At 71.8% G+C, this 25,045-nt stretch carries 24 protein-coding genes and 3 pseudogenes; 12 read left to right on the top strand and 15 right to left on the bottom strand.

Annotation, left to right across the window (positions count from 1 at the left end; genetic code table 11):
* Positions 1-351: pseudogene (locus tag V6V47_RS27170) on the top strand (hypothetical protein); the annotation flags it as partial.
* Between the two features lie 6 nt (positions 352-357).
* Here V6V47_RS27170 and V6V47_RS27165 read toward each other — a convergent pair.
* A complete protein-coding gene (locus tag V6V47_RS27165) occupies positions 358-1,203 on the bottom strand; it encodes a DUF3152 domain-containing protein (protein ID WP_334631213.1) in 846 nt (281 codons plus the stop codon).
* A 141-nt stretch (positions 1,204-1,344) separates the two neighbouring features.
* On the opposite strand from V6V47_RS27165, the gene V6V47_RS27160 reads away from it, so the two are divergent.
* The 4 genes from V6V47_RS27160 (at position 1,345) to V6V47_RS27145 (ending at position 5,103) form a co-directional block, all read left to right on the top strand.
* On the top strand, positions 1,345-1,848 hold the full coding sequence (locus tag V6V47_RS27160) for a SigE family RNA polymerase sigma factor (RefSeq protein WP_334631212.1): 504 nt from the start codon (positions 1,345-1,347) through the stop codon (positions 1,846-1,848).
* Positions 1,845-2,612 carry a hypothetical protein gene (locus tag V6V47_RS27155; RefSeq protein WP_334631211.1) on the top strand — a complete coding sequence of 256 codons (768 nt, stop codon included), beginning with the start codon at positions 1,845-1,847 and terminating at the stop codon, positions 2,610-2,612. Before V6V47_RS27160 ends, V6V47_RS27155 begins: the two co-directional genes overlap by 4 nt.
* A gap of 87 nt (positions 2,613-2,699) precedes the next feature.
* Positions 2,700-4,457, top strand: coding sequence for a M28 family peptidase (locus V6V47_RS27150; protein WP_334631210.1), 1,758 nt, complete (start codon positions 2,700-2,702; stop codon positions 4,455-4,457).
* 139 nt (positions 4,458-4,596) lie between these two features.
* Complete coding sequence (locus tag V6V47_RS27145; RefSeq protein ID WP_334631209.1) at positions 4,597-5,103, top strand: hypothetical protein; 507 nt, start codon at positions 4,597-4,599, stop codon at positions 5,101-5,103.
* Positions 5,104-5,164: 61 nt separating this feature from the next.
* Here the strand turns inward: V6V47_RS27145 and V6V47_RS27140 are convergent, their stop codons facing one another.
* Entirely contained in the window at positions 5,165-5,863 is a 699-nt protein-coding gene (locus tag V6V47_RS27140) for an SDR family oxidoreductase (protein WP_334631208.1), read from the bottom strand.
* Positions 5,864-6,025: 162 nt separating this feature from the next.
* Here V6V47_RS27140 and htpG point away from each other — a divergent pair, with 162 nt between their 5' ends.
* A complete protein-coding gene (gene htpG, locus V6V47_RS27135; RefSeq protein ID WP_334631207.1) occupies positions 6,026-7,942 on the top strand; it encodes a molecular chaperone HtpG in 1,917 nt (638 codons plus the stop codon).
* A 79-nt stretch (positions 7,943-8,021) separates the two neighbouring features.
* Here htpG and V6V47_RS27130 read toward each other — a convergent pair whose 3' ends face one another.
* Positions 8,022-8,675, bottom strand: a complete 654-nt coding sequence (locus V6V47_RS27130; protein WP_334631206.1) for a response regulator transcription factor — start codon at positions 8,673-8,675, stop codon at positions 8,022-8,024.
* Entirely contained in the window at positions 8,675-9,799 is a 1,125-nt protein-coding gene (locus tag V6V47_RS27125) for a sensor histidine kinase (protein ID WP_334631205.1), read from the bottom strand. The genes V6V47_RS27130 and V6V47_RS27125 overlap by 1 nt, the downstream gene beginning before the upstream one ends.
* Before the next feature lie 109 nt (positions 9,800-9,908).
* On the opposite strand from V6V47_RS27125, the gene V6V47_RS27120 reads away from it, so the two are divergent.
* The gene (locus V6V47_RS27120) at positions 9,909-11,339 is read left to right on the top strand and encodes a nitrilase-related carbon-nitrogen hydrolase (protein ID WP_334631204.1); all 1,431 of its coding nucleotides are present in this window, start codon (positions 9,909-9,911) and stop codon (positions 11,337-11,339) included.
* Between the two features lie 157 nt (positions 11,340-11,496).
* Here the strand turns inward: V6V47_RS27120 and V6V47_RS27115 are convergent, their stop codons facing one another.
* Together V6V47_RS27115 and V6V47_RS27110 are read right to left on the bottom strand one after the other, a co-directional pair.
* Positions 11,497-12,189: a nitroreductase family protein gene (locus V6V47_RS27115; protein ID WP_334631203.1), complete on the bottom strand. Its 693-nt coding sequence runs from the start codon at positions 12,187-12,189 to the stop codon at positions 11,497-11,499.
* Complete coding sequence (locus V6V47_RS27110) at positions 12,186-12,521, bottom strand: ArsR/SmtB family transcription factor (RefSeq protein WP_334631202.1); 336 nt, start codon at positions 12,519-12,521, stop codon at positions 12,186-12,188. The genes V6V47_RS27115 and V6V47_RS27110 overlap by 4 nt, the downstream gene beginning before the upstream one ends.
* A 64-nt stretch (positions 12,522-12,585) precedes the next feature.
* On the opposite strand from V6V47_RS27110, the gene V6V47_RS27105 reads away from it, so the two are divergent.
* Positions 12,586-13,239 carry a ThuA domain-containing protein gene (locus tag V6V47_RS27105; protein WP_334631201.1) on the top strand — a complete coding sequence of 218 codons (654 nt, stop codon included), beginning with the start codon at positions 12,586-12,588 and terminating at the stop codon, positions 13,237-13,239.
* A gap of 43 nt (positions 13,240-13,282) precedes the next feature.
* Here V6V47_RS27105 and V6V47_RS27100 read toward each other — a convergent pair whose 3' ends face one another.
* The 3 genes from V6V47_RS27100 to V6V47_RS27090 form a co-directional block, all read right to left on the bottom strand.
* A complete protein-coding gene (locus V6V47_RS27100; RefSeq protein ID WP_334631200.1) occupies positions 13,283-13,627 on the bottom strand; it encodes a hypothetical protein in 345 nt (114 codons plus the stop codon).
* 137 nt (positions 13,628-13,764) lie between these two features.
* On the bottom strand, positions 13,765-14,952 hold the full coding sequence (gene dinB, locus V6V47_RS27095; protein ID WP_334631199.1) for a DNA polymerase IV: 1,188 nt from the start codon (positions 14,950-14,952) through the stop codon (positions 13,765-13,767).
* Between the two features lie 57 nt (positions 14,953-15,009).
* Positions 15,010-15,447 (bottom strand): VOC family protein, encoded by a 438-nt coding sequence (locus V6V47_RS27090; protein ID WP_334631215.1) that lies wholly within the window; start codon positions 15,445-15,447, stop codon positions 15,010-15,012.
* A gap of 94 nt (positions 15,448-15,541) precedes the next feature.
* Between V6V47_RS27090 and V6V47_RS27085 the strand changes: the two genes are divergently transcribed.
* Entirely contained in the window at positions 15,542-16,516 is a 975-nt protein-coding gene (locus V6V47_RS27085) for a helix-turn-helix transcriptional regulator (protein ID WP_334631198.1), read from the top strand.
* Here V6V47_RS27085 and V6V47_RS27080 read toward each other — a convergent pair.
* The 5 genes from V6V47_RS27080 to V6V47_RS27060 form a co-directional block, all read right to left on the bottom strand.
* Entirely contained in the window at positions 16,411-16,992 is a 582-nt protein-coding gene (locus V6V47_RS27080; RefSeq protein ID WP_334631197.1) for a GNAT family N-acetyltransferase, read from the bottom strand. The two genes, V6V47_RS27085 and V6V47_RS27080, sit on opposite strands and share 106 nt — an antisense overlap.
* Before the next feature lie 157 nt (positions 16,993-17,149).
* Entirely contained in the window at positions 17,150-18,724 is a 1,575-nt protein-coding gene (locus tag V6V47_RS27075) for an FMN-binding glutamate synthase family protein (protein ID WP_334631196.1), read from the bottom strand.
* A gap of 60 nt (positions 18,725-18,784) precedes the next feature.
* Positions 18,785-19,198: a VOC family protein gene (locus V6V47_RS27070; RefSeq protein ID WP_334631195.1), complete on the bottom strand. Its 414-nt coding sequence runs from the start codon at positions 19,196-19,198 to the stop codon at positions 18,785-18,787.
* A 134-nt stretch (positions 19,199-19,332) separates the two neighbouring features.
* Entirely contained in the window at positions 19,333-20,463 is a 1,131-nt protein-coding gene (locus V6V47_RS27065; protein ID WP_334631194.1) for a peptidoglycan recognition protein family protein, read from the bottom strand.
* 147 nt (positions 20,464-20,610) lie between these two features.
* Entirely contained in the window at positions 20,611-21,033 is a 423-nt protein-coding gene (locus tag V6V47_RS27060) for a YbaB/EbfC family nucleoid-associated protein (RefSeq protein WP_334631193.1), read from the bottom strand.
* Between the two features lie 206 nt (positions 21,034-21,239).
* On the opposite strand from V6V47_RS27060, the pseudogene V6V47_RS27055 reads away from it, so the two are divergent.
* The 3 genes and pseudogenes from V6V47_RS27055 to V6V47_RS27045 form a co-directional block, all read left to right on the top strand.
* A pseudogene (locus V6V47_RS27055) lies at positions 21,240-21,885 on the top strand (mechanosensitive ion channel family protein); the annotation flags it as partial.
* 637 nt (positions 21,886-22,522) lie between these two features.
* Entirely contained in the window at positions 22,523-23,326 is an 804-nt protein-coding gene (locus V6V47_RS27050) for a metallophosphoesterase (protein ID WP_334631192.1), read from the top strand.
* 69 nt (positions 23,327-23,395) lie between these two features.
* A pseudogene (locus V6V47_RS27045) lies at positions 23,396-24,603 on the top strand (MFS transporter).
* Positions 24,604-24,627: 24 nt separating this feature from the next.
* Here the strand turns inward: V6V47_RS27045 and V6V47_RS27040 are convergent.
* Entirely contained in the window at positions 24,628-25,014 is a 387-nt protein-coding gene (locus tag V6V47_RS27040) for a VOC family protein (RefSeq protein WP_334631191.1), read from the bottom strand.
* Positions 25,015-25,045 lie beyond the last annotated feature (31 nt).

Here is a 25,045-nt window from a genome sequence, read left to right as displayed (position 1 = left end):
GGCGACCGGGGCGCTCGCGGGGCCGCCGTGCCGGTGCCGAGCGGGGCCTCGTCCGCCCCGGCCGCCGCGCCGGCGCTCGCCGCCCCCGACCGGGGCGGCTCCCTGCTGCGCCCCGCGTACTACCTGCCGGGCGCGGCCGTCCTCGCGGCGCTGGTGCTGGCGTTGGTGTTCCTGCGGCGCCGCCGGTCGGCCGGCGGGTCCGTCCTCGCCGGCGGGCCCGCCCTCGCCGCCGTGCCGGACGACGACCCGGTGCCGGACAACGTCCGTCAGCTGCCGACCGACCTCAACGCCATCTACGAGCTGGGCCGCCTGGACGAGCGCATCGAACAGCAGCGCAACCGCCGGCCCTGAGGCGGCTCAGAGCGCCAGCCGGGCGCCCTCGCGCGGCGGGATCTTGTCGTCGTATGTCCCGACCGGCCCGGTGTACCGGTCGCCATCCGGGTACGGCCACGCGTTGGGCGTGCACCCGTGCAGGCCCAGCGTCTGCTGCTGCATCACCGGCGCCGGCCGGCCCCGCCCCGGGCACCGCTCGTGGCCCTGGCCGAGCCGGTGCCCCACCTCGTGGTTGACCATGTACTGCCGGTAGGTGGCCAGGTCGCCGCCGTAGCCCGGCACCCCCTTCACCCAGCGCGCCACGTTGAGCACCACCTTGTCGCCCTTGCGGCACGAGGTGTAGCCCTCCGGATTGTCCAGGCACAGCTCGTCGCGCGTGCCGGGAGTCACCAGGTAGATGGTGAAGTCGGTCGGTGCGTCGGGGCCCACCCTGCGTAGTCGCCAGGTGCCGCCCGCCGTCCACCCCCGCGGGTCGTTCAGCGTCGCGGAGACCGCCGCGGCGACGTCGGCAACCGGCAGGCCACGGATCTCGCGTTCCACGGCGACCCGGTACCGCAGGAGCCGCCCCTTGCCGCGCGCCGGTGTCGTCTCGCCCGCCGCCACCGACCAGCGGTTGCCGCCGTTGGCGGGGTAGCTGACCGGGACGGCCGATGGCGACGCGGGCGCCATGCTGGCACTCCCGGCGGCCCCCGCCGGACGCCCGGTCGGGGCCAACCCGGCCGCGGGTTGCCCGCCCGGGACCGGGTCGCCGGTCGTGGCGACCCCGGCCGCGAGCGGCCCGGCCGCTGGCTGGCCGCAGCCGGTGAGCAGCGCCACCAGCAGCAGCGCCGCTGAGGCGGCACGCCCCCGACGGGTAGCCTTCGTCGACATGTCTCTCCCCTCGCGCGCCGCCGGTCTGCGGCGGCGCGGGAGAGAAGACGGGTGACCGGGTCAAAAAGTTGACCGGGCGGGGACTCAACTTTTTCCCGCCCTCACCCGTCCGTACCGGTGTGGCACGGGGGAGGGGTCGGCGTGGCGCGGGGTGACGCGGACTTCGTCGAGTTCGCGCAAGCGGCGTCCGCCCGGCTGGTCCACGCGGCGTTCCTGATGACCGGGGACCACCACCTGGCCGAGGACGCCGCGCAGACCGCCCTGGTGCGGACCTACGCGTCCTGGTCCCGGGTCCGCGACGACGACGCCTACGGGTACGCCCGCCGCATCCTGGTCAACCACCTGGTCGACGGCTGGCGGCGCCCGATCCGGGAGTACCCGACCGAGGAGATCCCGGAGCGACGGCGGGAGGACGTGGCCGACGAGGTGGCCACCCGGGGCTGGTTGACCGCCATCCTCGGTGCGCTCAGCCCCCGGGAGCGGGCCATCGTCGTCCTGCGTTACTACTTCGACCTCCCGGAGGCGCAGGTGGCCCGCGAACTCGCCATCTCGGTGGGCACGGTCAAGAGCACCAGCTCCCGGGCCCTGGAGAAGTTGCGCGCCAACGGGCTGCGGGCGGCCGACAGTCAGGAGGCGTGCCGATGAGCGATCTGGACCGGCTCCGCCGCGCCATGCGGGTGACCGAGCGCCCCGGCGTCACCCTCGACGTGGCCAGCATCCTGCACGAGGGGCGACGGCTGCGGACCCGTCGTCGGGTCGCCGGAGCCGGGGCGACGACGCTCGCGGTCGGGCTGGCCGCCGTCGTCGTGGTCGTGGTGGTCAACGCCGGCCCGGACGACCCGGGTCCGCCACCGGTAGCCGGCGCCGCCACGTCACCGGTCACCGTCGCCCCGGCGCCGTCCAACTCGCCCTGGCCCACGCCGCCGTCGACCACGCCACCGCCGACGACCATGGCGGGTCGAGAGTCGCCGCCGAAGCTCTTGGGCAAGATCATCACTAGCGGCGTCGAGTACGGCGCCGACCAGCGGGTCTTCTTCTTCGTCCGGGTCACGGTGCCCGGCGAGCCCCGGGTGACCATCGGGCTGGCCGCCGGCCGCCGCAGCCCGGACGGCACTCTGACCTCGGACTACCTGATCAACGACGTCGAAGGATCCGACCGCGGTCCCGGCTTCCACCAGATCGGCTACGACCAGAACACGTCGGCCGCGCCGGTGCCCACCTTCGGCTACTTCGTCGGCCCGGCGAGCCGGATCGTCGGCACCGTGGACGGCCGGAAGGTGGCCGCTCGGCTGGCCCCGTGGAGCGTGGACCCGCAGGTGGTGATCTTCTGGTTCGACCCGGCCGATCTCACTCCCGGGGACCGGCTGGACGGCATCGTCGCCTACGACCACAAGAACCGTGGCCTGTAACGCCGGCGGTATCGGACGAACGACCGATGCCCGAGACATCGATACATGCAACTGTTTGCTTCTCTCTCCAACCCCCGAGGAGCCCCCATGAGAGGCAGAACGCTGAGCGCGACGATCGCGCTCGCCGTTTTCACCGGGATGACGGTGACGCTGGCCGCCCAGCCGGTGACCGCGTCACCCATCGCCGGTACGGCAGTGGCCCGGCCGATCGCCGCGCCCGCCGCCGTTCTGGCGGCGCCGGACATCTCCGTCGCCAACGTCCAGGCGCACCTGACCCAGTTCAACTCCATCGCCACCAGCAACGGCGGCAACCGGCGGGCCGGCTCGGCCGGTTACACCGCCTCGGTCAGTTATGTGAAGAGCAGGTTGCAGGCCGCCGGTTACACCGTCACCGAGCAGAACTGCTCCAGCTGCACGTACCCGTCGAACAACCTGATCGCGGAGTGGCCCGGCGGCCCGACCGACCAGGTGGTCATGTTCGGTGCCCACCTGGACAGCGTCTCGGCCGGCCCGGGCATCAACGACAACGCCACCGGCTCGGCCACCCTGCTGGAGAACGCGCTGGTCCTGGCCGCGCAGAACCCGACCATGACGAAGAAGGTCCGGTTCGCCTGGTGGACCGACGAGGAGCAGGGGCTCAACGGCTCCCGGTTCTACGTCAACTCGCTGAGCAGCACCCAGCGCGGCTACATCAAGGGCTACTACAACTTCGACATGGTCGGCTCGACCAACGGTGGCTACTTCATCAACCGGGTCACCTCGACCACGGCGGCGCCGCTGAAGGCGTACTGGGACTCGCTCGGGCTGCAACCCGAGGAGAACGTCGAGGGCCAGGGCCGCTCCGACGACTACTACTTCCAGCAGGCCGGCATCCTCACCTCGGGCTACGCCGCGGGCGCCAGCGCCCGCAAGACCAGCGCCCAGGCGGCCAAGTGGGGCGGCACCGCCAACGCCGCCTACGACCCCTGCTACCACCGGTCCTGTGACACCACCTCGAACGTCAGCGCGACGGTGCTGAACCGGGCGGCGGACGGCGTCGCGTACGCGCTCTGGCAGCTCGCCGTGGGCGGCGGCACCCCGACCAACGACTTCTCCCTCGCGGTCAACCCGACCTCGCGCACGGTCGCGCGGGGCGCCAGCACCACCGCCACGGTCGTCACCGCCACCACCTCCGGCTCGGCGCAGACGGTCAGCCTCTCCGCCTCCGGCGCGCCCAGCGGGGTGAGCGTCTCGTTCAGCCCGACCTCGGTGACCTCCGGCGGCTCGTCGACGATGACCCTGACCGCCTCGGCCAGCGCGGCCACCGGCACCTTCGCGGTCACGATCACGGGCACCGGCTCGGTCACCCGCAGCGCCACCCTCACGCTCACCGTGACCGGCACCGGCGGCTGCGCCGGCGGCCAGGTGATCGGCAACGGTGGCTTCGAGAGCGGCAGCACGCCGTGGACCGCCAGCTCCGGCGTGATCACCAATGACAGCGGGCAGCCGGCCCGGACCGGGAGCTACAAGGCGTGGCTCGACGGGTACGGCAGCACCCACACCGACACCCTGTCCCAGTCGGTGACCGTGCCGGCCGGCTGCGCCAGCTACACGCTGGCGTTCTGGCTGCACATCGACACCGCCGAGACGACCACCTCCACGGCGTACGACAAGCTCACCGTGCAGGTGGGGTCGACCACCCTGGCGACGTACTCGAACCTGAACGCCGCCGGCGGTTACGTCCAGCGCACGTTCAACGTGGCCGCGTACGCGGGGCAGACGGTGACCCTGAAGTTCACCGGAACCGAGGACTCCTCGTTGCAGACCAGCTTCGTGCTCGACGACGTGACGTTGCAGGCGAGCTGACCCGGATCGTCGGGCGGAGGCGGGCGACGGACGTCCCCTCCGCCCGACGTCTAGTCACAACCATCTATCTCTGGTAGAAATCCTGCAAGGCCGGCCCCTGATTCGCAAAATTCCACCCCTCATGCGAAACGGGAGTGCCATGTCAGCCACTCGATCCACCCTGCGCCGCCGCGTGCTCACCCTGCTGGTGTCCACGCTCGCCACGGTCGGCGCCGTGCTCGGTCTCGCCAGCCCGGCGTTCGCCATCACCCACGCGAGCGCCACCTCGCAGCTGAGCGCCGCCGGCATCTCCTGGACCTCCAGCGGCAACTGCAGCAACCGCAACGTCGCCACCTGCACCTCGTTCACCGACGTCCGGCAGGCGACCATCAGCGGCATCATCACCTTCAAGCGGGCCAGCGGCTGCGCGATCACCGTCACCGCCGGCACCGAGGTCGGGCACGCCGGAGGCACCTACAGCCACTGGAACGGCTACAAGCTGGACATCGCGCTGAGCACCTGCATCCAGAACTACATCTCGGCGCACTACACCTACATCGGCTACATCGCCGGCTTCGGCTACCAGTACCAGGCGGCCTCGGGCAACCTCTACACCAAGGAGGGCAGCCACTGGGACATCCTCTTCTACACCTGTGGTGGCTGCTGACCACGTACCCGAGCCGGGGCCGCCGCCGAAGAGCCGGCGGCGGCCCCGGTCACGTGGGGGATCAGGGGAGTTGCGGGTAGAGCGCGGCCACACCGCCGGACAGCCCGGCGAGCACCTGCCGGCTGGTCTCGTCGGCGACGATCTCGTACGAGTCGCCCTCGATGCCGTCCACGGCGATGCGGGCGATCTGGGCCGGATCGGACTTCGGGGCGGTGACCCCGGCCGCCATGTCGGTGTCCATGTAGCCGACGTGCAGGCCCGCCACCCGCACCTTGCGTTCGGCGAGCTGGACACGCAGGGCGTTGGTCATCGACCACTCGGCCGACTTCGCCGCGCTGTAGGCCCCGACCGTCGGGAAGGTCACCCAGGAGAGCACGGAGAGCACGTTCAGGATCGTTCCGCCGCCGTTGCCGGCGATGACCGGGGCGAACGCCCGAATCATCGACAGGTTGCCGAAGTAGTGGGTCTCCAGCTCCAGTCGGACCTGTTCGAGGTCGCCCTCCAGCAGATCTGTCCCGGTCTCGATGCCGGCGTTGTTGATCAGCAGGTCCACGTCTCCCGCCAGTGCGGCGGCGGCGGCCACCGATGCGGGGTCGGTGATATCCAGCCGCACCGGCGTCACTCCGGGCAGGTCGACGCTGTCCGGGTTGCGGGCGCCGGCGTAGACCGTCGCACCCCGGGCGAGGAGTTCGGCGGCGAGGTGCCGGCCGAAGCCCCGGTTGGCACCGGTGACGAGGGCGGTGCTTCCAGTGATCTTCATGGGCGCAACGCTAGCGATCTGACTTGCCTTTAGGCAAGTCAGCTATCTCACGCGCCGGTCCGACCCGGATCGGGAATACGACCCGGATGCGGGCACGGCCCGCCGGGTGACGACTCGTATCCTTTCCGCGAACCTCCGGACGAGTCGACAAGGGGAGACGGTGTGAGCAACCAGGCCGAGACGTTGGAGTTCCAGGCCGAGGCGCGGCAGCTCCTCCAACTGGTGGTCCACTCGATCTACTCGAACAAGGACGTCTTCCTGCGGGAACTCATCTCGAACGGGTCCGACGCGCTCGACAAGCTGCGGCTGGCGACCCAGGTCGACAAGGACCTCACCGCCGACACCGACGACCTGCACATCGCCCTCGAGGTCGACCGGGAGGCCCGCACCCTGACCGTGCGGGACAACGGCATCGGGATGACCCGCGACGAGGTGGTCCGGCTGATCGGCACGATCGCCAAGTCCGGCACCGCCGAGCTGCTGCGCCAACTGCGCGAGACCTCCGACGCCCGCGCCTCGCAGGAGCTGATCGGCCAGTTCGGCGTCGGCTTCTACGCCGCGTTCATGGTCGCCGACACGGTCACCCTGCTGACCCGCAAGGCCGGCGAGACCGGCGGTACGCGGTGGGAGTCCACCGGCGAGGGCACGTACTCGATCGAGACGGTCGACGAGGCCCCGCAGGGCACCTCGGTGACCCTGCACCTCAAGCCCGCCGACACCGAGGACAACCTGCACGACTACACCGCCGAGTGGACCATCCGGGAGATCGTCAAGCGATACTCCGACTTCATCGCCTGGCCGATCCGGATGACCGTCGAGCGTCCCGGCGTCGACGACGCCCCCGCCACGAGCGAGGTGCAGACGCTCAACTCGATGAAGGCGCTCTGGGCGCGGTCCCGCGACGAGGTCGACGCCACCGAGTACAACGAGTTCTACAAGCACGTCAGCCACGACTGGGCCGACCCGCTCGAGGTCGTGCACATGAAGGGCGAGGGCACCTTCGAGTACGAGGCGCTGCTGTTCCTCCCTAGCCACGCGCCGTTGGATCTGTTCGCGCCGCAGGGTCGTCGCGGCGTCCAGCTCTACGTCAAGCGCGTGTTCATCATGGACGACTGCGAGGCGCTGGTCCCCACCTACCTGCGCTTCGTCAAGGGCGTGGTCGACGCGCACGACCTGTCGCTGAACATCTCCCGGGAGATCCTCCAGCAGGACCGCCAGATCCAGATCGTCCGCCGCCGCCTGGTGAAGAAGGTCCTCGCCACGGTCAAGGACCTCAAGGCCAACCACCCCGAGAAGTACCGCACCTTCTGGACCGAGTTCGGCGCCGTCGTCAAGGAAGGGCTGATCGACGACACCGACAACCGGGACACGCTGCTGGAGATCCTCTCGGTGGCCAGCACCCACGACGCCGCCGAGCCCACCGACCTGGCCGGCTACGTCGAGCGGATGAAGGACGGCCAGACCGACATCTGGTACGCCACCGGCGACTCCCGGGCCACCATCGAGAACTCCCCGCACCTGGAGGCGTTCCGGGCCAAGGGCCACGAGGTGCTGCTGCTCACCGACCAGGTCGACGAGGTGTGGGTCGAGCGGGTCGGCGCGTACGACGGCAAGACGCTGCGCTCCATCGCCAAGGGCGAGGTCGACCTGGACACCGACGAGGAGAAGCAGCAGGCCGAGGCCGAGCGCGAGCAGCAGCGGCAGGAGTTCGCGTCCCTGCTCGACTGGCTGGGCACCACCCTGGCCGACAGCGTCCGGGAGGTCCGCCTGTCGTCCCGGCTGACCACCTCGCCGGCCTGCGTCGTCGGCGACGCGCAGGACCTCACCCCGACCCTCGAGAAGATGTACCGGGCGATGGGGCACGAGATCCCGCCGACGAAGCGGATCCTGGAGATCAACGCGGGTCACCCGCTGGTCGCCGGGCTGCGTAAGGCCCACGAGCAGGGCGGCGACACCGTTGCCCTGACCGAGACCGCCGAGCTGCTGTACGGCTTGGCGGTGCTCGCCGAGGGCGGCGAGCTGGCCGATCCGGCTCGCTTCACCCGGGCGCTCGCCGACCGGCTGGCCCGCACCCTGTAGCTCGACGCGTACCCCTCCGGCCGGCGGGCCGCCCGATCAGCGGGCCCCGCCGGCCGGTCCGGTCCGGTCGGCCTGCACGTCAGTGCCCGGGGATCACCAGGCCGGATTCGTAGGCGATCATGACCGCCTGGGCGCGGTCGCGCAGGTGCAGTTTGGCGAGCAGGTTGCCGACGTGCGTCTTGACCGTGTGCTCGCTGAGGTGGTGGTGGGCGGCGATCTCGGCGTTGGACAGGCCGGCCGCGACCAGGCGTAGGACATCCGTCTCGCGGGTGGTCAGCGCGGTCACCGCGGCGGCCAGGGCCGGGTCCGGATGGCCGCGCCGGTGTAGTTCGCCGATCACACGGGCGGTGACGCCGGGGGCGAGCAGCGCGTCGCCGGCGGCGACCACGCGAACCCCGTTCACCAGGTCGGCTCGTGGAGCGTCCTTCAGCAGGAAACCGCTGGCACCGGCGCGCAGGGCCGCGTAGAGGTAGTCGTCGGTGTCGAACATGGTCAGGGCGAGGACCCGGCTCGGGGTGAGGGAGCAGACCTGGCGGGTCGCGGCGACGCCGTCGAGGACGGGCATGCGCATGTCCATCAGGACGACGTCGGGGAGGTGTTCGAGGGCGGCCTGCACGGCGCCGGCGCCGTCGGAGGCCTCGGCGACCACCTCGATGTCCGGCTCGGCACCGAGGATCGTGGCGAACCCGGCCCGGAACAGGTCCTGATCGTCGGCGAGCACGACACGCAGCATCACCCCACCACCGAAGTGGCGAGCGGGAGGGTGGCGGTGACGGAGAAGCCGTGGCTGTCGGAGGCCGGGCCGACGTGCAAAGTGCCGCCGCAGGCCTGGGCGCGCTCGCGCATGCCGGCGATCCCGTAACCGGGCGAGTCGACGCCCGACGCCCGGTCGCCGCGGCCGTCATCGATGATCGACACGGTCAGGGAGTCCGCTGAGTAGCCCAGCAGGATGCGGACCGACCGTGCCTCGGCATGCCGAACCACGTTGGTCAGGGACTCCTGCACGATCCGGTAGACGGCGGCCCCGACGTCCGCAGGCGGTTCGAACGGCGGTCCGGGGACGGATTCGGACGATGCGGGCGAGACGGTGAGGACGGCGTCGAGGCCGGTGGCACGGACGCGTTCGACGAGGACGGGGAGGTGGGCCAGGCCCGGCTGGTCCAGTGGCTGGTCGGCGGGGTCGTGGAGGCTGCCGACCGCGCGGCGGAGCTGGACGACCGCGTCCCTGCCGGTGGCGGCGATCGTGGCGAAAGTGGCGTCGGCGCGGTCCGGGTGAGGGCGGACCAGGAGCGGGCCCGACTCCGCTTGGACGACCATGACACCGACCGCGTGAGTGAGGATGTCGTGCAGGTCGCGGGCGATGCGGGTCCGTTCGCGCAGCACGGCCGCCTCGCGTTCGCCGGCCACGCGACGATCGCGTTCGGCGAGGGCGATGGCCTGGGTACGGCGGGCGCGGGTGCTGGTGCCCAGGGTGTACGCGAGAACGTAGGCGACCGACAGGTATCGCAGCACCTCCACGTCCGGGTGTGGATAGAGCAGCGAGAACAGCAGACCGGCGGCGGTGAGCACAATGCCGAGCAGACGGATTGGCAGGGAGGCACGCGCTGCGAACGTGTAGAGGCAGACGAGGGGGCCGATCGGCAGCAGCGGGGGCGCGCCCAGCGACGCGGAGACCGTCGTGGCGACGCCCACGACGAAGGCGACCCGGAGCAGCGCGCGCTCACGCCACAGCACCGGGACCGACGACGCCACCGCGAGCGGCAGCACCCACCAGGCACGCGGCCCGTCGGCCAGGGCGGGCAGCACGGTCGTGGCGACGGCGGCCACGGTGATGGCGAGATCGACGTACCGCTTCACGTCGGCAGTATCGTCCGGCCCGGCGCTCCCGCGCCTCCCTCCACGGGACCAGAACAGATCCAGTTCGTACGGCGATCCGCCCCGGTCACCCCCGCCGCACGATCGACGCATGATGACGATCGTCGCCACGCTCCTGAGTGGTCTGCTCTGGCTCGGTGGCTCCGGGTTGCACCCGGTTGCCGCGCTGACCTGGCTCGCCCCGATCCCGCTGGTCCTCGCCTCGGTGCGGGTACGCCCCCGGGCCGCGCTCTGCGCGTCGCTCCTCGCCTGGTCGATCGGTCAACTCGGCATGGTCGGGTACTACCTCGGCACCCTGCGACTGCCGGTCCCCGTGGTCGCCGGCGTGGTCCTGCTCGGCCTCGGCCTGGCGGGCGGCACGGTCCTGCTCGCCCGCGCACTGCTGCTGCGCGGACGCACCGTGACCGCTGTCCTCGCCGTGCCGTCACTGTGGGTGCTGGGCGAGTACGCCGCGTCCCGCCTGTTCCCGAACGGTGCGTGGTGGAGCCTGGCCTACACGCAGGCCGACGTGCGCCCGGTCATCCAGGTAACGGCGCTCACCGGCGTCTGGGGCGTCACCTACCTGCTGCTCGCCGTCCCGATCGCCCTGGCCGCCCTGCTCGCAAACGTGCGCCCCACCCTCACCATCCAGCTCGAGGGCCTACGCCCCGCGCTCACCTGCCTGCTCGCCCTCCTGCTCAGCGCCGGCGGATGGTGCGCCTGGTCACTGAGCCGCTCACCCGACCCGGCCGAGCCGCTGACCGTCGGCCTGGTCGCCCTGCACCAGCCCGAGGACGGGCTCCCGATCGACGAACCAACCGGTCGTGACCTGCTCACCCGTTACAGGTCGCGGGTCGCGGGCCTGGTCGCCCGTGGGGCGCGGATCGTCGTGCTGCCGGAGAAGGTGTTCGCCGTGACGGATACGACGCTGCCCCTGCTCGTGGACGCGCTTCAGCAGACCGACGCCCAGGTCGTCGTCGGCGCAGTGCTGCGGCGGGCCGGCACGGCGAGCAACGTCGCACTGGTGCTCGACCCGGGCGGCCCGGTCACCACGTACGAGAAACAGCACCTGGTCCCGGGCCTGGAGGACTGGCTAAGGGCGGGTGACGACGACGTGCTCGTGGACGGGCGGTTCGGCGTCGCGATCTGCAAGGACCTCGACTATCCCGGCCTGGTCCGGCGGTATCGGGCGGAGAGCGCCTCGGTGCTGCTCGTCCCCGCTCTGGATTTCACCTCCGACGGCTGGCTGCACGGCCGGATGGCCCTGGTCCGCGGCGTGGAGAACGGACTCACCGTGGTCCGCGCCGCCGCGTCCGGCCAGCTGATGGTCAGCGATCCCAGCGGCAGGGTGGTGGCCGAGGCCACCGCCGGTGACGCGGAGCTGCTGGTCACGGCAGCGCCGACGACGGGGTGGGGCACGGTCTATTCGCGTACCGGAGACTGGTTTCCGTTCCTGTCCTTGGTCTTGCTGGTGGTCTCCCTCAGTGGGGCGGTGCGGCCGGCCTCCGCGAGCCGGCGGCGGACCCGCTCGGCGTCCGGGTGACCGAGGTCGTCCAGGATGGCCAACGCCGTCCGCCAGCTCCGGGCCGCCTCCTCCGGGTCGCCCGCGTCGGTCAACGCCTAGCACGGCCCCAGGCCGGCGCTGGTGAACATGGCCAGCAGCGTGGCAGCGGCGGTTTCCTGCCCGACCGTCAATCCCGCTACCAGCGGTCCCAGTGGGCGAACGCTCCCGCCTCGGCCCGGGGGCCGGGCTTGAAGTCCGTGCCCAGGGTGTACGCCACCGGTGTGAGTGCCACCTGCACGACGGTGTCGTACGGGATGCCGAGGAGGTCGGCCATCTCCCGCTCGTAGCTGAGGTGACTCGTGGTCCACGCCGTGCCCAGTCCGCGTTCCCGGGCGGCGAGCATGAAGCTCCAGAACGCCGGGATGACGGAGCCCCACGCTCCCGCCTGCCCGCGCACGCTGTCGAGCTCGGCGCGTGACTCGACGCGCAGGCACGGAATGAGCAGCAGCGGAACCTCGTGCAGATGGTCCGCGAGGTGCTGCAGGCTGCCGGCGATGCGACTCCACTGCGTCGAGGCGAAGGGCATCCGGCTGAACGCGGGACCGGTGTTCCCGGACGCGGGCGGTGGGGCCATCAGGCCGAGCCGCCAGAGTCGAGCGACGGCCTCCCGGGTCTGCCGATCTTCGACGAAGACGAAATCCCAGCGCTGTCGGTTGCGGCCGCTGGGTGCCTGAAGGGCGATGCGGAGGCAGTCCTCGACCACGTCGCGGGGGACCGGACGGCTCAGGTCGAGCCGCTTGCGGACGGCGCGGGTCGTGCTCAGGACCTCGTCGGCGGAGAGACCCAGCGTGTCTGGCGTGCCACGTCGGGTCGATTCGGCGTCGGTCATGCGGGCGCTCCCACCGGCGCGGGGATGTCGAGGTTGGCGATGACCGAGGGCAGGAGCCCGGGAAACCGGTCATTGATCTCGTCGGCGCGCAATTCGTGCCGGCGGAAACTGCCGTTCGGTGTGACACGGAGGATGCCGGCCGCTCGCAGGACCTTCAGGTGATGCGAGAGCGTCGAGATGCTCACCTCGGACAACGCGTCGAACTTGCCGCAGACGACACCACCGGCCTGGGCCAGCTGGCGGACGACGCTCAGGCGCACCGGGTCGGCGAGGGCGCCGAGCAGCGTGGCGAGGTCGACCGAGGCGAGATCGGGATGATGCAGGGCTCTCATGCCGCCATGCTAGCCTTCATTTCGTGATTTCGAAAATCATCCAAATCGAGGACGGAGTACCGCCATGCCGTTCGACACGGTGATCTTCAGCGGGGAAGGCCCACACGCCGACCCCTGGCATCCCTTGGCCGAGACCAGCGCGAAGCTGGCCGAGCTGATCGGCGATGAGGGCACGGTGGCGATCGTGACGTCCGTCGACCAGCTCGCGGCAGCACTCGACGGTGCCCGCCTGCTGGTGGTGAACGCCAGCGCCAACCGTCCCGGCCCGACCCCCGAAGACGAGGACTTCGCGCGCACCCTCGACGCGTTCCTGGCCCGGGGCGGCAACCTGCTCGCCACCCACAGCGCCACGATCGCCTTTCCCGACCTGCCGATCTGGCGGTCCACGATCGGCGCCACATGGGAGCACGGCCGGAGCTTCCACCCGCCGATCGGTCCGAGCCGCATCCGGCGCGCCGACGTCGAGCACCCGCTGACCAGCGGGCGCGGTGACTTCGAGGTCTACGACGAGCGCTACACCGACCTGGCGGTCGCGGACATCGAGCCCCTCTACGTGCATGACGAGGGCGGCGCCACGCACCCGGTCGTCTGGGCGCGCACCGTCGGCGACAGCCGGATCGTCTACAACGCGCTCGGTCACGACCTCCGGTCGTACGAGTCAGCGGAGCATGTCGACCTGCTCCGGCGCATCGTGGCCTGGCTTCGACACGACGCGTGAACACGAACGCTCGGCTGGATCCCCAGCCGAGCGTTCAGGTGTCTCACGCCGCCGAGGCGGAAGCCGACCCGCGGTGTGACGCCGTCGGGCCCGCGTTGCGGCTCCGACGGGCTGCCGCCGCCTGACTGGCCCAGCCGTCACTGTCGACGGCGACCCAGGTGGGTGCGGTGTCGGTCGTCCCACGGGCCAGCCGGAGTGACTGCTCGGCGCTGGTGCGGGCCGCGCACGGCCACGGCTCGTCGGCGCACTGGAGATTGCGGCACCGACCCTCGTCGTCCGGCTCGTGGGCGCCCAGCACGTCGACCGCGAGCTGCCAGAGCAGCGGATCGGTCACGTCGTCCGGGCGCTCGGCATGGCGACTCAATCGGTTGCTGGTGTCGTCGGACATGGTGGTCCCCCCTGTCGGTGTACCCCTCAAGGGTCACCCCACAGCCGGACGCTAAACCGCCACCCCGCTGTGATGTGTCTCCGGTCGCAGGTCAGAGCCGCGATTGAAGTCCTCGGACCGGAGGCTCCACAGAGGCGCTAATCCGGCAAGAGCGGCATTTCGACGCCCGGGTCCCGGCCGAGCAGCACCGCACGGGTGAGCGCCGCCGACCCGAACCGGTCGCGGACCGCGTCCACCGCGGCGTCCAACTCGGCGCCCGGGTCGGGGTGGAACGGCAACTCCGGCTGGACCTGGTGGTCGTCCAGGTTGCCGACCGAGACGCCGATCAGGGTGATGCCCCGGCGGTCGATCTCGGGCAGCGCCGCCCGCAGCAGGGCCCGCGCGGCGGCGAGCAGCGGCGTCGTGTCCGCGGTCGCCTTGGTGATGGTGTGCGAGCGGGTGGCGCGGGTGTAGTCGCCGAAGCGCAATCGCAGCACCACCGTCCGCCCGGACCGGCCGGCAGCTCGCATCCTGCGGGTGACCCGGTCGACCAGGCCGGCCAGGATGGCGTCCAACTCGTCCGGCGGATGCGCGGCGCGGCCCAACGCGTGCTGCGCGCCCATCGACCCGCGCCGCCGGCCCACCTGCACCGACCGGGGGTCGCGGTTGTGCGCCAGGCCGTGCAGGTGCCGGCCGGCGCCCGCGCCGAGCAGCGACACCAGGGCCGCCTCACCGAGCCGAGCGACATCACCGACGGTACGGATCCGCCGCTCCCGCAGCTTCGCGGCCGTGATCGGGCCGACGCCCCACAGTCGCTCCACCGGAAGCGGGTGCAGGAAGGCCAGTTCGGCGTCCGGCGCGACGACCAGCAGACCATCCGGCTTGGCCACCCCACTGGCGACCTTGGCCAGGAACTTCGTCCGGGCCACCCCCACCGTGATCGGCAGGCCGACCTGGTCCCGGACCTCCCGGCGCAGCCGCTCAGCGATCTCGACCGGTGGCCCGACCAGCCGGCGCAGGCCGCCCACGTCCAGGAACGCCTCGTCGATGGAGAGCCCCTCGACCAGTGGCGTGGTCTGCCGGAAGATCTCGAACACCGCCCGGCTGGCCGCCGTGTACGCCGACATCCTCGGCGGCACCACGATCGCGTCCGGACACAGCCGGCGGGCCTGCTGGCCAGCCATCGCGCTGCGTACGCCCCGCGCCTTCGCCTCGTAGCTGGCCGCGAGCACCACGCCACCGCCGACGATCACCGGCCGGCCCCGCAGGCGCGGGTCGTCGCGCTGCTCGACCGACGCGTAGAAGGCGTCCAGGTCGGCGTGCAGGATGCTGGCGCCGGGCGACACGTACACATGTTCGCACGGCGCCCGACCGTCGCGGCAGTGAGCTGGGCGAACGCTCGATCAGTCGAGGCAGAACTCGTTGCCCTCCGGGTCGGCCATGACGAGGTGACCGGCGCCCAGCGGGGGAGCGGGTTCGTGACGGCTGAGCCGGGTGGCGCCGCGCGAGCCGAGCCGTTCGGCCTCCGCCTCCAGGGCCGCCATCCGCTCGTCGCCCGTGAGCCCGGGCGCGGCCCGCACGTCGACGTGGACGCGATTCTTCGTCTGCTTGTGCTCCGGCACCCGCTGAAAGAACAGGCGCGGCCCGGAGCCCTCGGGGTCGACCACCGCCGACGCGTCGTTGCGGTTCTCCGGCGGCACACCCATCGCGTCCAGTGCCTGCTCCCATGACTCGAAGTCGCCGGGCGGAGGCTGCACCTGGTAGCCGAGCGCGTCGGCCCAGAACACCGCCAACGCCGCCGGGTCGGAGCAGTCGAACGTGATCTGCACATCGCGGGCCATGTCAGCTCCCTGTTCGTTGATCTGGTCGGTCATGATCTCAGCCTGACGCCGATAGCGGACAGGGTCGTTCCGCATTGTGTGCAACGATCGGCGCGTGACCGTCGAGGCAACGACCGAACGGGTGCTGCGGTTGCTGGCGCTGTTGCAGCGGCGACCGTCCTGGACGGCAGCCGACCTCGCCGCCGAGTTGGGTGTCACCGGCCGCTGCGTGCGTCGCGACGTGCAGCGACTGCGCACGCTCGGCTACCCCGTGAACGCGACGGCGGGCGTCGGCGGCGGCTATCAACTCGGCGCGGGCACCCGGCTGCCGCCACTGCTCCTCGACGACGAGGAGGCGATCGCCACGGCGGTGTCCCTACGGCTCGCCTCGGGAGGCACGGTCGCCGGGGCGGGCGAGGCGGCGCTGCGGGCACTCGCGAAGCTCGATCAGGTGATGCCGTCGCGGCTGCGCGCCGAGGTACGGGCCGTGCACGGCTCCACGGAGACGCTCCTCGGTCCGGTGGTCGAGATCGACGCGGACCTGCTGATGACACTCGCACGGGCCTGTCGAGACGCTGTGCGGGTTCGCTTCTGGTACTCCGGCCGCGACGGCGGGGAGCGCGAGCGACAGGTCGAACCCATTCGGATGGTCACGACCGGCCGCCGCTGGTACCTGATGGCCTGGGACGTCGGCCGCGACGACTGGCGCACGTTCCGCCTGGACCGGATGCGCGCGGCGGAGGCGACGACCTGGCGCTTCCGGATGCGCGAGCACCCGGATCCGGTCGCCTTCGTGCAGCGGTCCGTGACCGAGACCCCGTACCGGTATCTCGCCCGGGTGCGCGTGCACGCCTCGGCCGACCGGGTGCGGGAACTGGTGCCGCCCCAGGTGGGGCGTGTCGAGGACGATCGCGACGGGTGGTCTGTGCTGGTGGTCGGCGGGGAGCGCCTGGACTGGCTCGCCGCGCACGTCGCCCGCCTGAGTTACGAGGTGGAGGTGCTGGAGCCTCCGGAGCTGCGTGAGGCCGCCGCCCTGCTCGGCCGCCGCCTCACGGCGATGGCCGGTGCGGTGTCGGAGCGCAGCGAGTAGTGGCGTAGCGACACCGGGCTGCCGTCGGGGGCGGTCCAGGGTGCCGTGCTGGTGCCGGTGCACCGCCAGCCGGCGCGCTCGTAGAGAGCGACGGCCCCGGCGCTGCCGGAGGTCACGTCGAGCACCAGATCCGTCCCACGCGCACTCGCCCACTGCCGGGCCCGGTCCAGCAACGCGCTGCCCAGCGCCAACCCCCGGGCGCTCGGCACCACGAAGAGCCGCGCCACCTCGGCGGTCGGCCGGGCGGGCGGCCCGTTCCCTGGACCGGGCAGCCGGTGCACCGCGACGTGTCCGACGATTGCCCCGTCAGCGTCGACGGCGACCCACGCGCGTGCCGGGTGCGGCTCGCGCAGCCACCGGTGCGGGTCAGCCGGCCAGTTCAGGGGGTACCGGTCGACCTGGTGAACTGTCGCGAGCCCTGCGACGCAGCCGTCGAGGTCGGTGCGGCGTCGCCGACGGATGCGGGGCTGGCTCACAGCTCGTCGAAGGGGCGGGCGTAGCGGAACTCGCCCCGGACCGACTCCCGCCAGGCGCGGATGGCATCGATGTCGGCGGGCGTCTCGCGTCTGATCAGCACCGCGCCACGATACGGCGGCTCCGGCGCCGGCTCCACGCGTTATCCGTGCGGCCCGGTCAGCCGACGGCGGTCGGCGAGGGCGGGGCGGTGCCGCCCTGCGGCGCCTCCGGGGCCATCAGTCGAATGATCTCCGCCTGGTCGGCCGGTGAGGGCAGTCCCCACTCCGGCCGGTAGCCGTACACCTCGTGCAGGGGGGTGGCGCGGGTGCGGCCGTCCAGGATCTCCACGGCGCCGCTGTCGATCAGGCCGGGATGCTCCACGCCGCACGCCTCGGCCACCTTGACCAGGTCCCGGCGCAGCGTCCGCAGGTAGTTGGCCGCGCGGACCGACTTCAGCGCCGGGTCCAGCCCTCGGGCCAGCCAATTGTTCTGCGTCGCCACACCGGTGGGGCAGGTGTCGGTGTGGCATTTCTGCGCCTGGATGCAGCCGATCGACAGCATCGCCTCCCGACCGACGTTGACCAGGTCGCAGCCGAGCGCGAAGGCCACGATCGCGTTGTCCGGCAGGCCCAACTTGCCAGCGCCGACGAACACCACCTGTTCGTGCAGGTCGTGCTCGGCGAAGACCTTGTAGACGCGGGAGAAGCCCTGCTGAAACGGGAATGACACCGAGTCGGTGAAGATCAGCGGCGCGGCACCGGTGCCGCCCTCGCCACCGTCGATCGTCACGAAGTCGACGCCCCGGCCGGTGTCGCGCATCAGGGTGGCCAGGTCCTGCCAGAAGCCCAGGTCACCGACCGCCGACTTGATGCCGACCGGCAGGCCGGTCTCGGCGGCCAGCAGCTCCACCCAGTCGAGCAGGCTGTCGCAGTCGGAGAACTCGGCGTGCCGGGACGGGCTGACGCAGTCCTGGCCGGCCGGGATGCCCCGGGTGGCGGCGATCTCGGCGGACACCTTCGCCCCGGGTAGCAACCCGCCGAGGCTGGGCTTGGCACCCTGGCTCAGCTTGATCTCCAACGCCTTCACCGGCGCGCCCGCGACCAGGTCCTTCAGCCGGTCCAGGCTGAACCGGCCGTGCTCGTCCCGGCAGCCGAAGTACGCCGTACCCAACTGGAAGACCAGGTCACCGCCGTTGCGGTGGTACGGCGACAGCCCGCCCTCGCCGGTGTTCTGCAGGCATCCGGCGAGCGCGGCCCCCCGGTTCAGGGCCGTGATGGCGTTGCCGGAGAGCGAGCCGAAGCTCATCCCGGAGATGTTGACGACCGACTCCGGTCGGAAGGCGCGGGCCCGGCCCCGGGCAGCGCCGAGCACCTTGGCGCTCGGCAGCCGTACGTCGTGGCCGGCGGTCGGCGTCGACGGTGGCACGGCCCGGCCGAACGTGCGGTGTTTGATCACCGGGTAGCCGGGCGTGTACTCGATGTCGTTGTCCGTGCCGAAGCCGAAGTAGTTGTTCTGCTGCTTCGCCGACGCGTACACCCAGCGACGCTGGTCCCGGGTGAACGGCCGCTCCTCGTTGTTGCCGGCCACGATGTACTGCCGAAGCTCCGGCCCGATCGCCTCGAGCAGGTACCGGGCGCGTCCGAGTACCGGGAAGTTGCGCAGCAACGCGTGGTCGCGCTGGATCAGATCCCGTGCGGCGAGCGCCGCGACGGCGGCGGTGACGGCGGGTACGGCTCTGCGGGCCCATCTCATGCCCGCACTCTTTCCGCCCGCGCCGTTCGCCAAACCGGGCGGCCGACGACCCCGCGCTGGTCAGCCCTCGGGCAGAGCGATGTTGACCAACCAGCCGATGCCGTACGGGTCGACGCACTGGCCGAACTCGGCGCCCCACATCTGCTTCTCCAACGGAACGGTCACCGAGCCGTTCGTGGAGAGCTGCTCCCAGTAGCCGAACAGCTCGTCGTGGTCGTCGCCGCTCAGGCTGATCGTGATGTTGGTGCCGGGCACGTGGGTCATTCCGGGCGGGAGGTCGGAGGCCATCAGGGTGAAGCCGCTGGGCGTCTCGAGCTGCCCGTGCATGATCTGGGCCGCGAGGTCCGGGTCCGGGTTGCCGAAGTCGCCGAAGGTGTTCATGGTCAGCTCGCCACCGAACACGCGGTGGTAGAACTCCAACGCCCCGCGGGCCGTGCCGGGAAAGTTCAGGTACGGGTTGAGTCGCGACTGCACAGCACCCTCCTTGGTCCTGGTCAGCGGTCATCGTCGCAGACGAGCGGGGGGTGGACAACGAGGCGCGCCCGCGTCGAGCCGGCCCCCGCGGCGGCACGGGCAGGCCCGTACCGCCGCCGGAGCATCGGCGCGGATCAGCCGTGCCGGAACGACTGGCGGACCATCCCACCGACGATCGTGCACCACGTGCTCGTGCTGAGCTTGCCGTTGCGGGGCAGCCCGTGCAGGGCTTGGACGTCCTGCACCGCCGCGCGGGTGGCGTGGTCGTACGCCCCGGTGACGGTGACGGCGTACCCCTTGGTGGCCAGGATCTCCTGCACGGCCGTGACCGGCAGGCCGCTGGCGTGCTGGTCCAGCTCGGGTGCCAGGGTCTCCCAGGTAGGCGCGGTGAGGGTGGCGTCCACGTCCACCGGGATGCCGTTGCGGGCCTGCCAGTCCTGCACGGCGGTCACGGTCGCGGCGTCGAACGTGCCGCTGACCGTCACCGGGTAGCCGCGGTACGCGAGCAGGTACTGCACGACCCGCACGGAGGGGGAGTTGACGAAGCGCCACAGGTCCGGCCAGCGGCGGGCCGGCACGTCGGCCAGGTGGGTGCCGAGCTCGGCGAACACCCGGCGGCGCAGCGTCGGGAACTGACGGTAGAAGGCCGCGCCGGGGCACTCGGTCGTACGGAAGTCCCAGTGGCCGAAGATGTCGTGCGCGTGCAGGCCGTACTGCCGGCAGATGGCGACGCAGAGCTTGACCAGCGAGTCGGTCAGCGCGTGCGGCGGCGTCTCGGTGACGTAGGTGCCCTCGTTCTCGATCCCGATGGCCCGGCCGTTCTCGCCGGGACAGTGCGCCGAGATCATCTGCCGGTCGCCGGCCTCCAGACGCTCCAGGCTGCCCCGGCGACCCTCCAGCACGTAACCGCCCCGGCTCACCGTGAAGTGCTGGCCGGTGTCGGACCATCCGTTGCCGTCCATGTGCAGGTCCTGGCAGTCGTGGGCCAGCTTGACCGCCTGATCGTGGGAGTAGTCGGTGACGTTCGGGAACGCCATGTGGTGCACGATGATCTTGTTGGTGGCGATGGCGCTGACCGACAGCGGGTCCTTTGGCGGGCGGGCGTCCCACTCGTCGCAGCTGATGATCCAGTCCAGGTCGGTGCCGGGGTCGGCCTGCGCCGCGCCCGGGAAGGCGAGCTCGCTCCCGACCACGGCGACCGCGGCGGCGCCGAGGCCGGCCCGCAGCAGCGTCCGGCGGTCCAGTTCGGAATGGTCGACCTGCATGGCTTCTCCTCCTGCGACCGGCGGCGGGGGTGAAAAGTAGCTCCAATTGCCGCACGTGCCCCGGAGGATATTGCCAAGTCTCGCTCGTGCGCTAGACCCCGCCGGCACCGTGATCACTGGGTGCTCAACGGTTCGACAGCCGAGTTTTCATTGAGTGGTCGAGGGGTGACCGGCGGTGCCACGGCCTGGCGCACCCGGCCGCTCGAGCCGGCTGGCGTACGACTCGACCAGCGCTCGCGCCGTCGGATCGTCGGCACCCAGCGTGGCGTCGGCCGCCGCGCGGACCCGCTCGACCAGATCGGCGTACGCCGCCCGGACCGTCTCCAACACGGCCTCGGCGGTCCGCGCACCCGACCGGGCCCGGACCCGATCGTCGAGCCGCAGACCGACCAGGCGGCCATGGGCGTCGACGGTCACCTCGACGGTGCCGTCGGCGGTGCGCGCGGTGCCGGTGAGGACCGCCAACTCCCGGGTCAAAGCCGTGGTGCGTGCCGAACGGGCCGCGATCGTCGACTCCCACTCGTCGACCCGTCGCCGTGTCGCGTCGAGCGCGTCGTCATCGGTCCACATGTCGGCCCCCTCCCGCCGCCACCGCGGCGCCACCCCGAGCCGCCGTCACGTTACCAACAGCGATGGAGTCGCACCGCCCCGTGACGGCGGTGTCGATGCGGCATCCGAGGCCCGCGAAGCCTTGCGCCACCGGCGTTTTCGCGTACGACGGCGCGGGTAGGTTCGGGTGCTGACCGTCCTGGCTGCCCCCTTGGAGGAAAACCCCGATGAGTGACAACGTCAGCGATGCGGTGGGTGACGCCCTCCGCTCGGTGATGCTCTTCCTGCCCAAGGCCGTCGCCTTCCTGGCGATCCTGGTGGCGGGATGGCTGATCGCCAAGGCTGTGCTGAAGATCGTGGAGAAGGTGCTGGAGCGGATCGGCTTCGACCGTGCCGTCGAGCGCGGCGGCGTCCGGCGGGCGCTGAGTCGGTCCCGGTACGACGCCAGCGACATCGTCGCGAAGCTCGCCTACTACGGGGTGCTGCTCGTCACCCTCCAGCTCGCCTTCGGCATCTGGGGGCCCAACCCGATCTCCGACCTGATCGCCGCGGTCATCGCGTGGCTGCCCCGCGCCTTCGTGGCGATCGTCATCGTCGTGGTCGCCGCCGCGATCGCCAACGCGGTCAAGGACATCATCAGCGGCGCGTTGGGCGGGTTGTCGTACGGTCGGGCGCTGGCCGGGATCGCCTCGGTGTTCATCCTCGGCCTCGGTGTCATCGCCGCGCTGAACCAGATCGGTGTGGCCACCGCGGTCACCACGCCCGTACTGATCGCCGTGCTGGCCACCATCGGCGGCATTCTCGTCGTCGGGGTCGGCGGCGGCCTGATCCGGCCGATGCAGAGCCGATGGGAGTCGTGGCTGACCCGCGCCGAGCAGGAGTCGTCGCTGATCGCCACGCACGCGCGTGCCTATCGGGACGGTCGCCGGGACGCCGCGGCAGCCGAGCAGGCCCGACCGTCGGCCGCTGGCCCCGACCCGGAGGCCACCCAGGTGGTGACCCGGCCGGTCGACCCGGACGCGACGCGGGTCGCCGGTCCGTCCATGGTGGCGCAGCCGCCCGCCGAGACCGCATCACCGGTGTTCGCCCCGGCTGCCGACGATGAGCCGACGCAGGCCCCTCGACCAGCCGACCCGGACGCGACGCAGGTGGTGACCCGGCCGGTCGACGACGAGCCGACGCAGGTGGTGACCCGGCCCGTCGACGACGAGCCGACGCAGGCCACCCGGCCGGCGGTGGACGACACGACGCAGGTGGTCGCCCGGCCGTCCGACCCGGACACGACGGAGGTGGTCGGTCGTGGCGCCGACGCCGACGCGACGCAGGTGGTGCGCGGCGGCACCGACCGCGTGGCCCCCGAGCAGCGGACCGGCGACGACAGCGAGGCCACCACGGTCATCCCGCCGGTCGACCCGAACCGGCGCTGACCGCGACGGATCAGCGGGGCGGGAATCCGGGCAACCGGTTCCCGCCCCGATCCGTACGCCCGGCATGCCGGTAGGCTTGATCGATGCCCCCAGCAGGTCGCCCCTTGTACGTGGCCGCGGATGTGCACGGTCACCGCTCCGAGCTGCGGGAGGTGCTGCGTACGGCCGGACTCGTCGATCACGCCGGGGAATGGTCCGGTGGCGAGGCCCGGCTGTGGCTCCTCGGCGACTATGTCGACCGTGGTCCGGATGGCATCGGCGTCCTCGACGACATCCGCCGGCTCGCGGTGGGCGCTGCCGCCACGGGTGGTCACGTGGGAGCCCTGCTGGGTAACCACGAGACGCAACTGCTCGCCGCGCACCGGTTCGGCACGGAGCCTGTTGCCGGATGGGACGAGCCCGGTGGATTCCGGGGTGGTTGGGCACGCTTCGGCGGGCGGGAGGCCGATCTCCGCCGGCTGACGCCGCAGCATGTCGCCTGGATCATGGGCCTGCCGGCGGTCCTGGTGGTCGACCGGCACCTGCTCGTGCACTCCGACACCGCACGGTACCTGGAGTTCGGCTCGAGCGTCGCGGCGATCAACGCAGCCGTGTCCGTGGCCCTGGCCAGTACGGACAGCGCCTTGTGGCTGGATTTCTGCGAGCGGATGAGTGATCGGGGTGGGTTCCGCGACGCCGAGCCGGCTCGCTCGGACGACCCCGTGGCGACGATGCTGCGGACACTCGGCGCCGACCTGATCGTGCACGGGCACAGCACGCTCACGAAGCATTTCGGTGTCGCGCCGCAGGACGTCTCGGCGGCGGTGCGGTATGCCGACGGCCGGGTCCTCGCCATCGACGGCGGCGTCTATGAGGGCGGTCGGATCCTGCTCACCCGGCTCAATTAGCTTGCACCCCGCCGCCAGCGGGCTAGCATCAGCGCCATGACCTGGCGACATTGATCCAACGCCGCACGCGTGCCCGACCCGGCGGTCCGCCGGCTCAGCGCCACTCTCTACGGGTACGCGTTCCTGAGCGACCTCGTTCTGCTCTACCCGGTGTACGCGTTGCTCTTCGACGCCACCGGGTTGTCGGTGGGGCAGATCTCGTCGCTCTTCGTCCTCTGGTCGGCGGCCGGCATCCTGTTCGAGGTGCCCTCCGGCGCGTGGGCCGACACGATGTCCCGCCGGCTGCTGCTGTGTCTTGCCCCGCTGGTGACCGCGGCCGGCTTCGCGCTCTGGGTGCTGTTCCCGTCGTACCCGGCCTTCGCGGTCGGTTTTCTGCTCTGGGGCGCTGGCGGGGCGTTGGTCTCCGGTGCCCTGGAGGCGCTGGTCTGGACCGAGTTGGATCGGCTCGGTGCCGCCGACCGGTACGCCCGGATACTGGGCCGGTCCCGTACGGCGGGCGTGTTGGGTGTGGTGGTCTCCGGCGTGCTCGCCGGCCCGGTGCTCGCCGCCGGCGGCTATCCCGCGGTCGGAGCCGCCAGCGTGCTCGCCGGACTGCTCGCCGCCGCCGTCGCCACCCGCCTCCCGGAGCACCGTCCGCCGGCCGAGACGCCGGACCCGGTCGCGGCGTCCGTCGTGAACGACTGGTGGGAGACGCTGCGGGCGGGGGTGACGCAGGTCCGCGTCCACCCGCCGGTACGGTCCGCCGTGCTGCTGGTCGCGGTGGTGGCCGCCGACGCCGGTGCCCTGGACGAGTACACGCCGCTGCTGGCCCGGGACACCGGCGTCGACGCCCAGGCCGTGCCGCTGCTGCTCCTGCTGCTCTGGGCCGGCGTGACCGTCGGTGGGTTGCTCGCCCCGGCGGGGGAGCGGTTGACCGGCCCGGGGTACGCGGCCCTGCTGGCGGTGGTCGCCGTCGCGCTGGCCGGCGGTGCCCTCACCGCCTACCCCGCCGGCTTCGTGCTGCTCGCGGTGGCGTTCGGAGCCGCGCACTGGCCACCGTGCTGGCCGACGCCCGACTCCAGGCCCGCATCACCGGGCGCAGCCGCGCGACCGTCACCTCGCTGGCCGGAATGGCCACCGACCTGCTGGTCATCGGGACCTACGTCGGCTACGCCCTGGTCGCCACGGTGGCCGGCAACGCGGTGGCGTTCGCGGTGCTGGCCGGGCCGTACCTCATCGTGGCGCTCGTGCTGGCGGCCCGCCACCGCCGGTCGCACGCCGCGAAGGTCTCAGGATGACCAACTCGTCGGGACGTTCGCAACTCAGTCGCTCAGGTGCAGGAACGACCACTGGTGGCCGTCGAGGTCGCGGAAACCGCGCATGTAGAGCGGACCGTTGGTCATCCCCGGCCCGAGCGCCTCGCCGCCGGCGACGGCCGCCCGCCCGACCAACTCGTCGACCCGCTCGCGGCTCTCCACCGCCAGCCCCACGATGACCTCCCGGCTGGTCGCCGTGTCCGTCGCGGCGACTCCCGCGTAAGCCTCGAAGGCCGAGCGGAGGTGCAGGATCAGCCGGGCGCTGTCCGAGACGGTGAGCAACAGGGTGTCCGCGTTCGGCTCGGTATGCTCACTGGTGAAGCCGAGGGCCCGGAAGAACTCGGCGGCGGTGGTCAGATCACGCACCGGTAGGTTGATGAACGTCATGGTCATCGGTGGTCTCCATCCGCCGTCGCAGCACGTC

The organism is Micromonospora sp. CPCC 205539 (genome assembly GCF_036906815.1).
Classification (GTDB): domain Bacteria; phylum Actinomycetota; class Actinomycetes; order Mycobacteriales; family Micromonosporaceae; genus Micromonospora.
The sequence above is the reverse complement of the archived record's forward strand: the minus strand, read 5'-3'. Positions and strand labels throughout refer to the sequence as shown.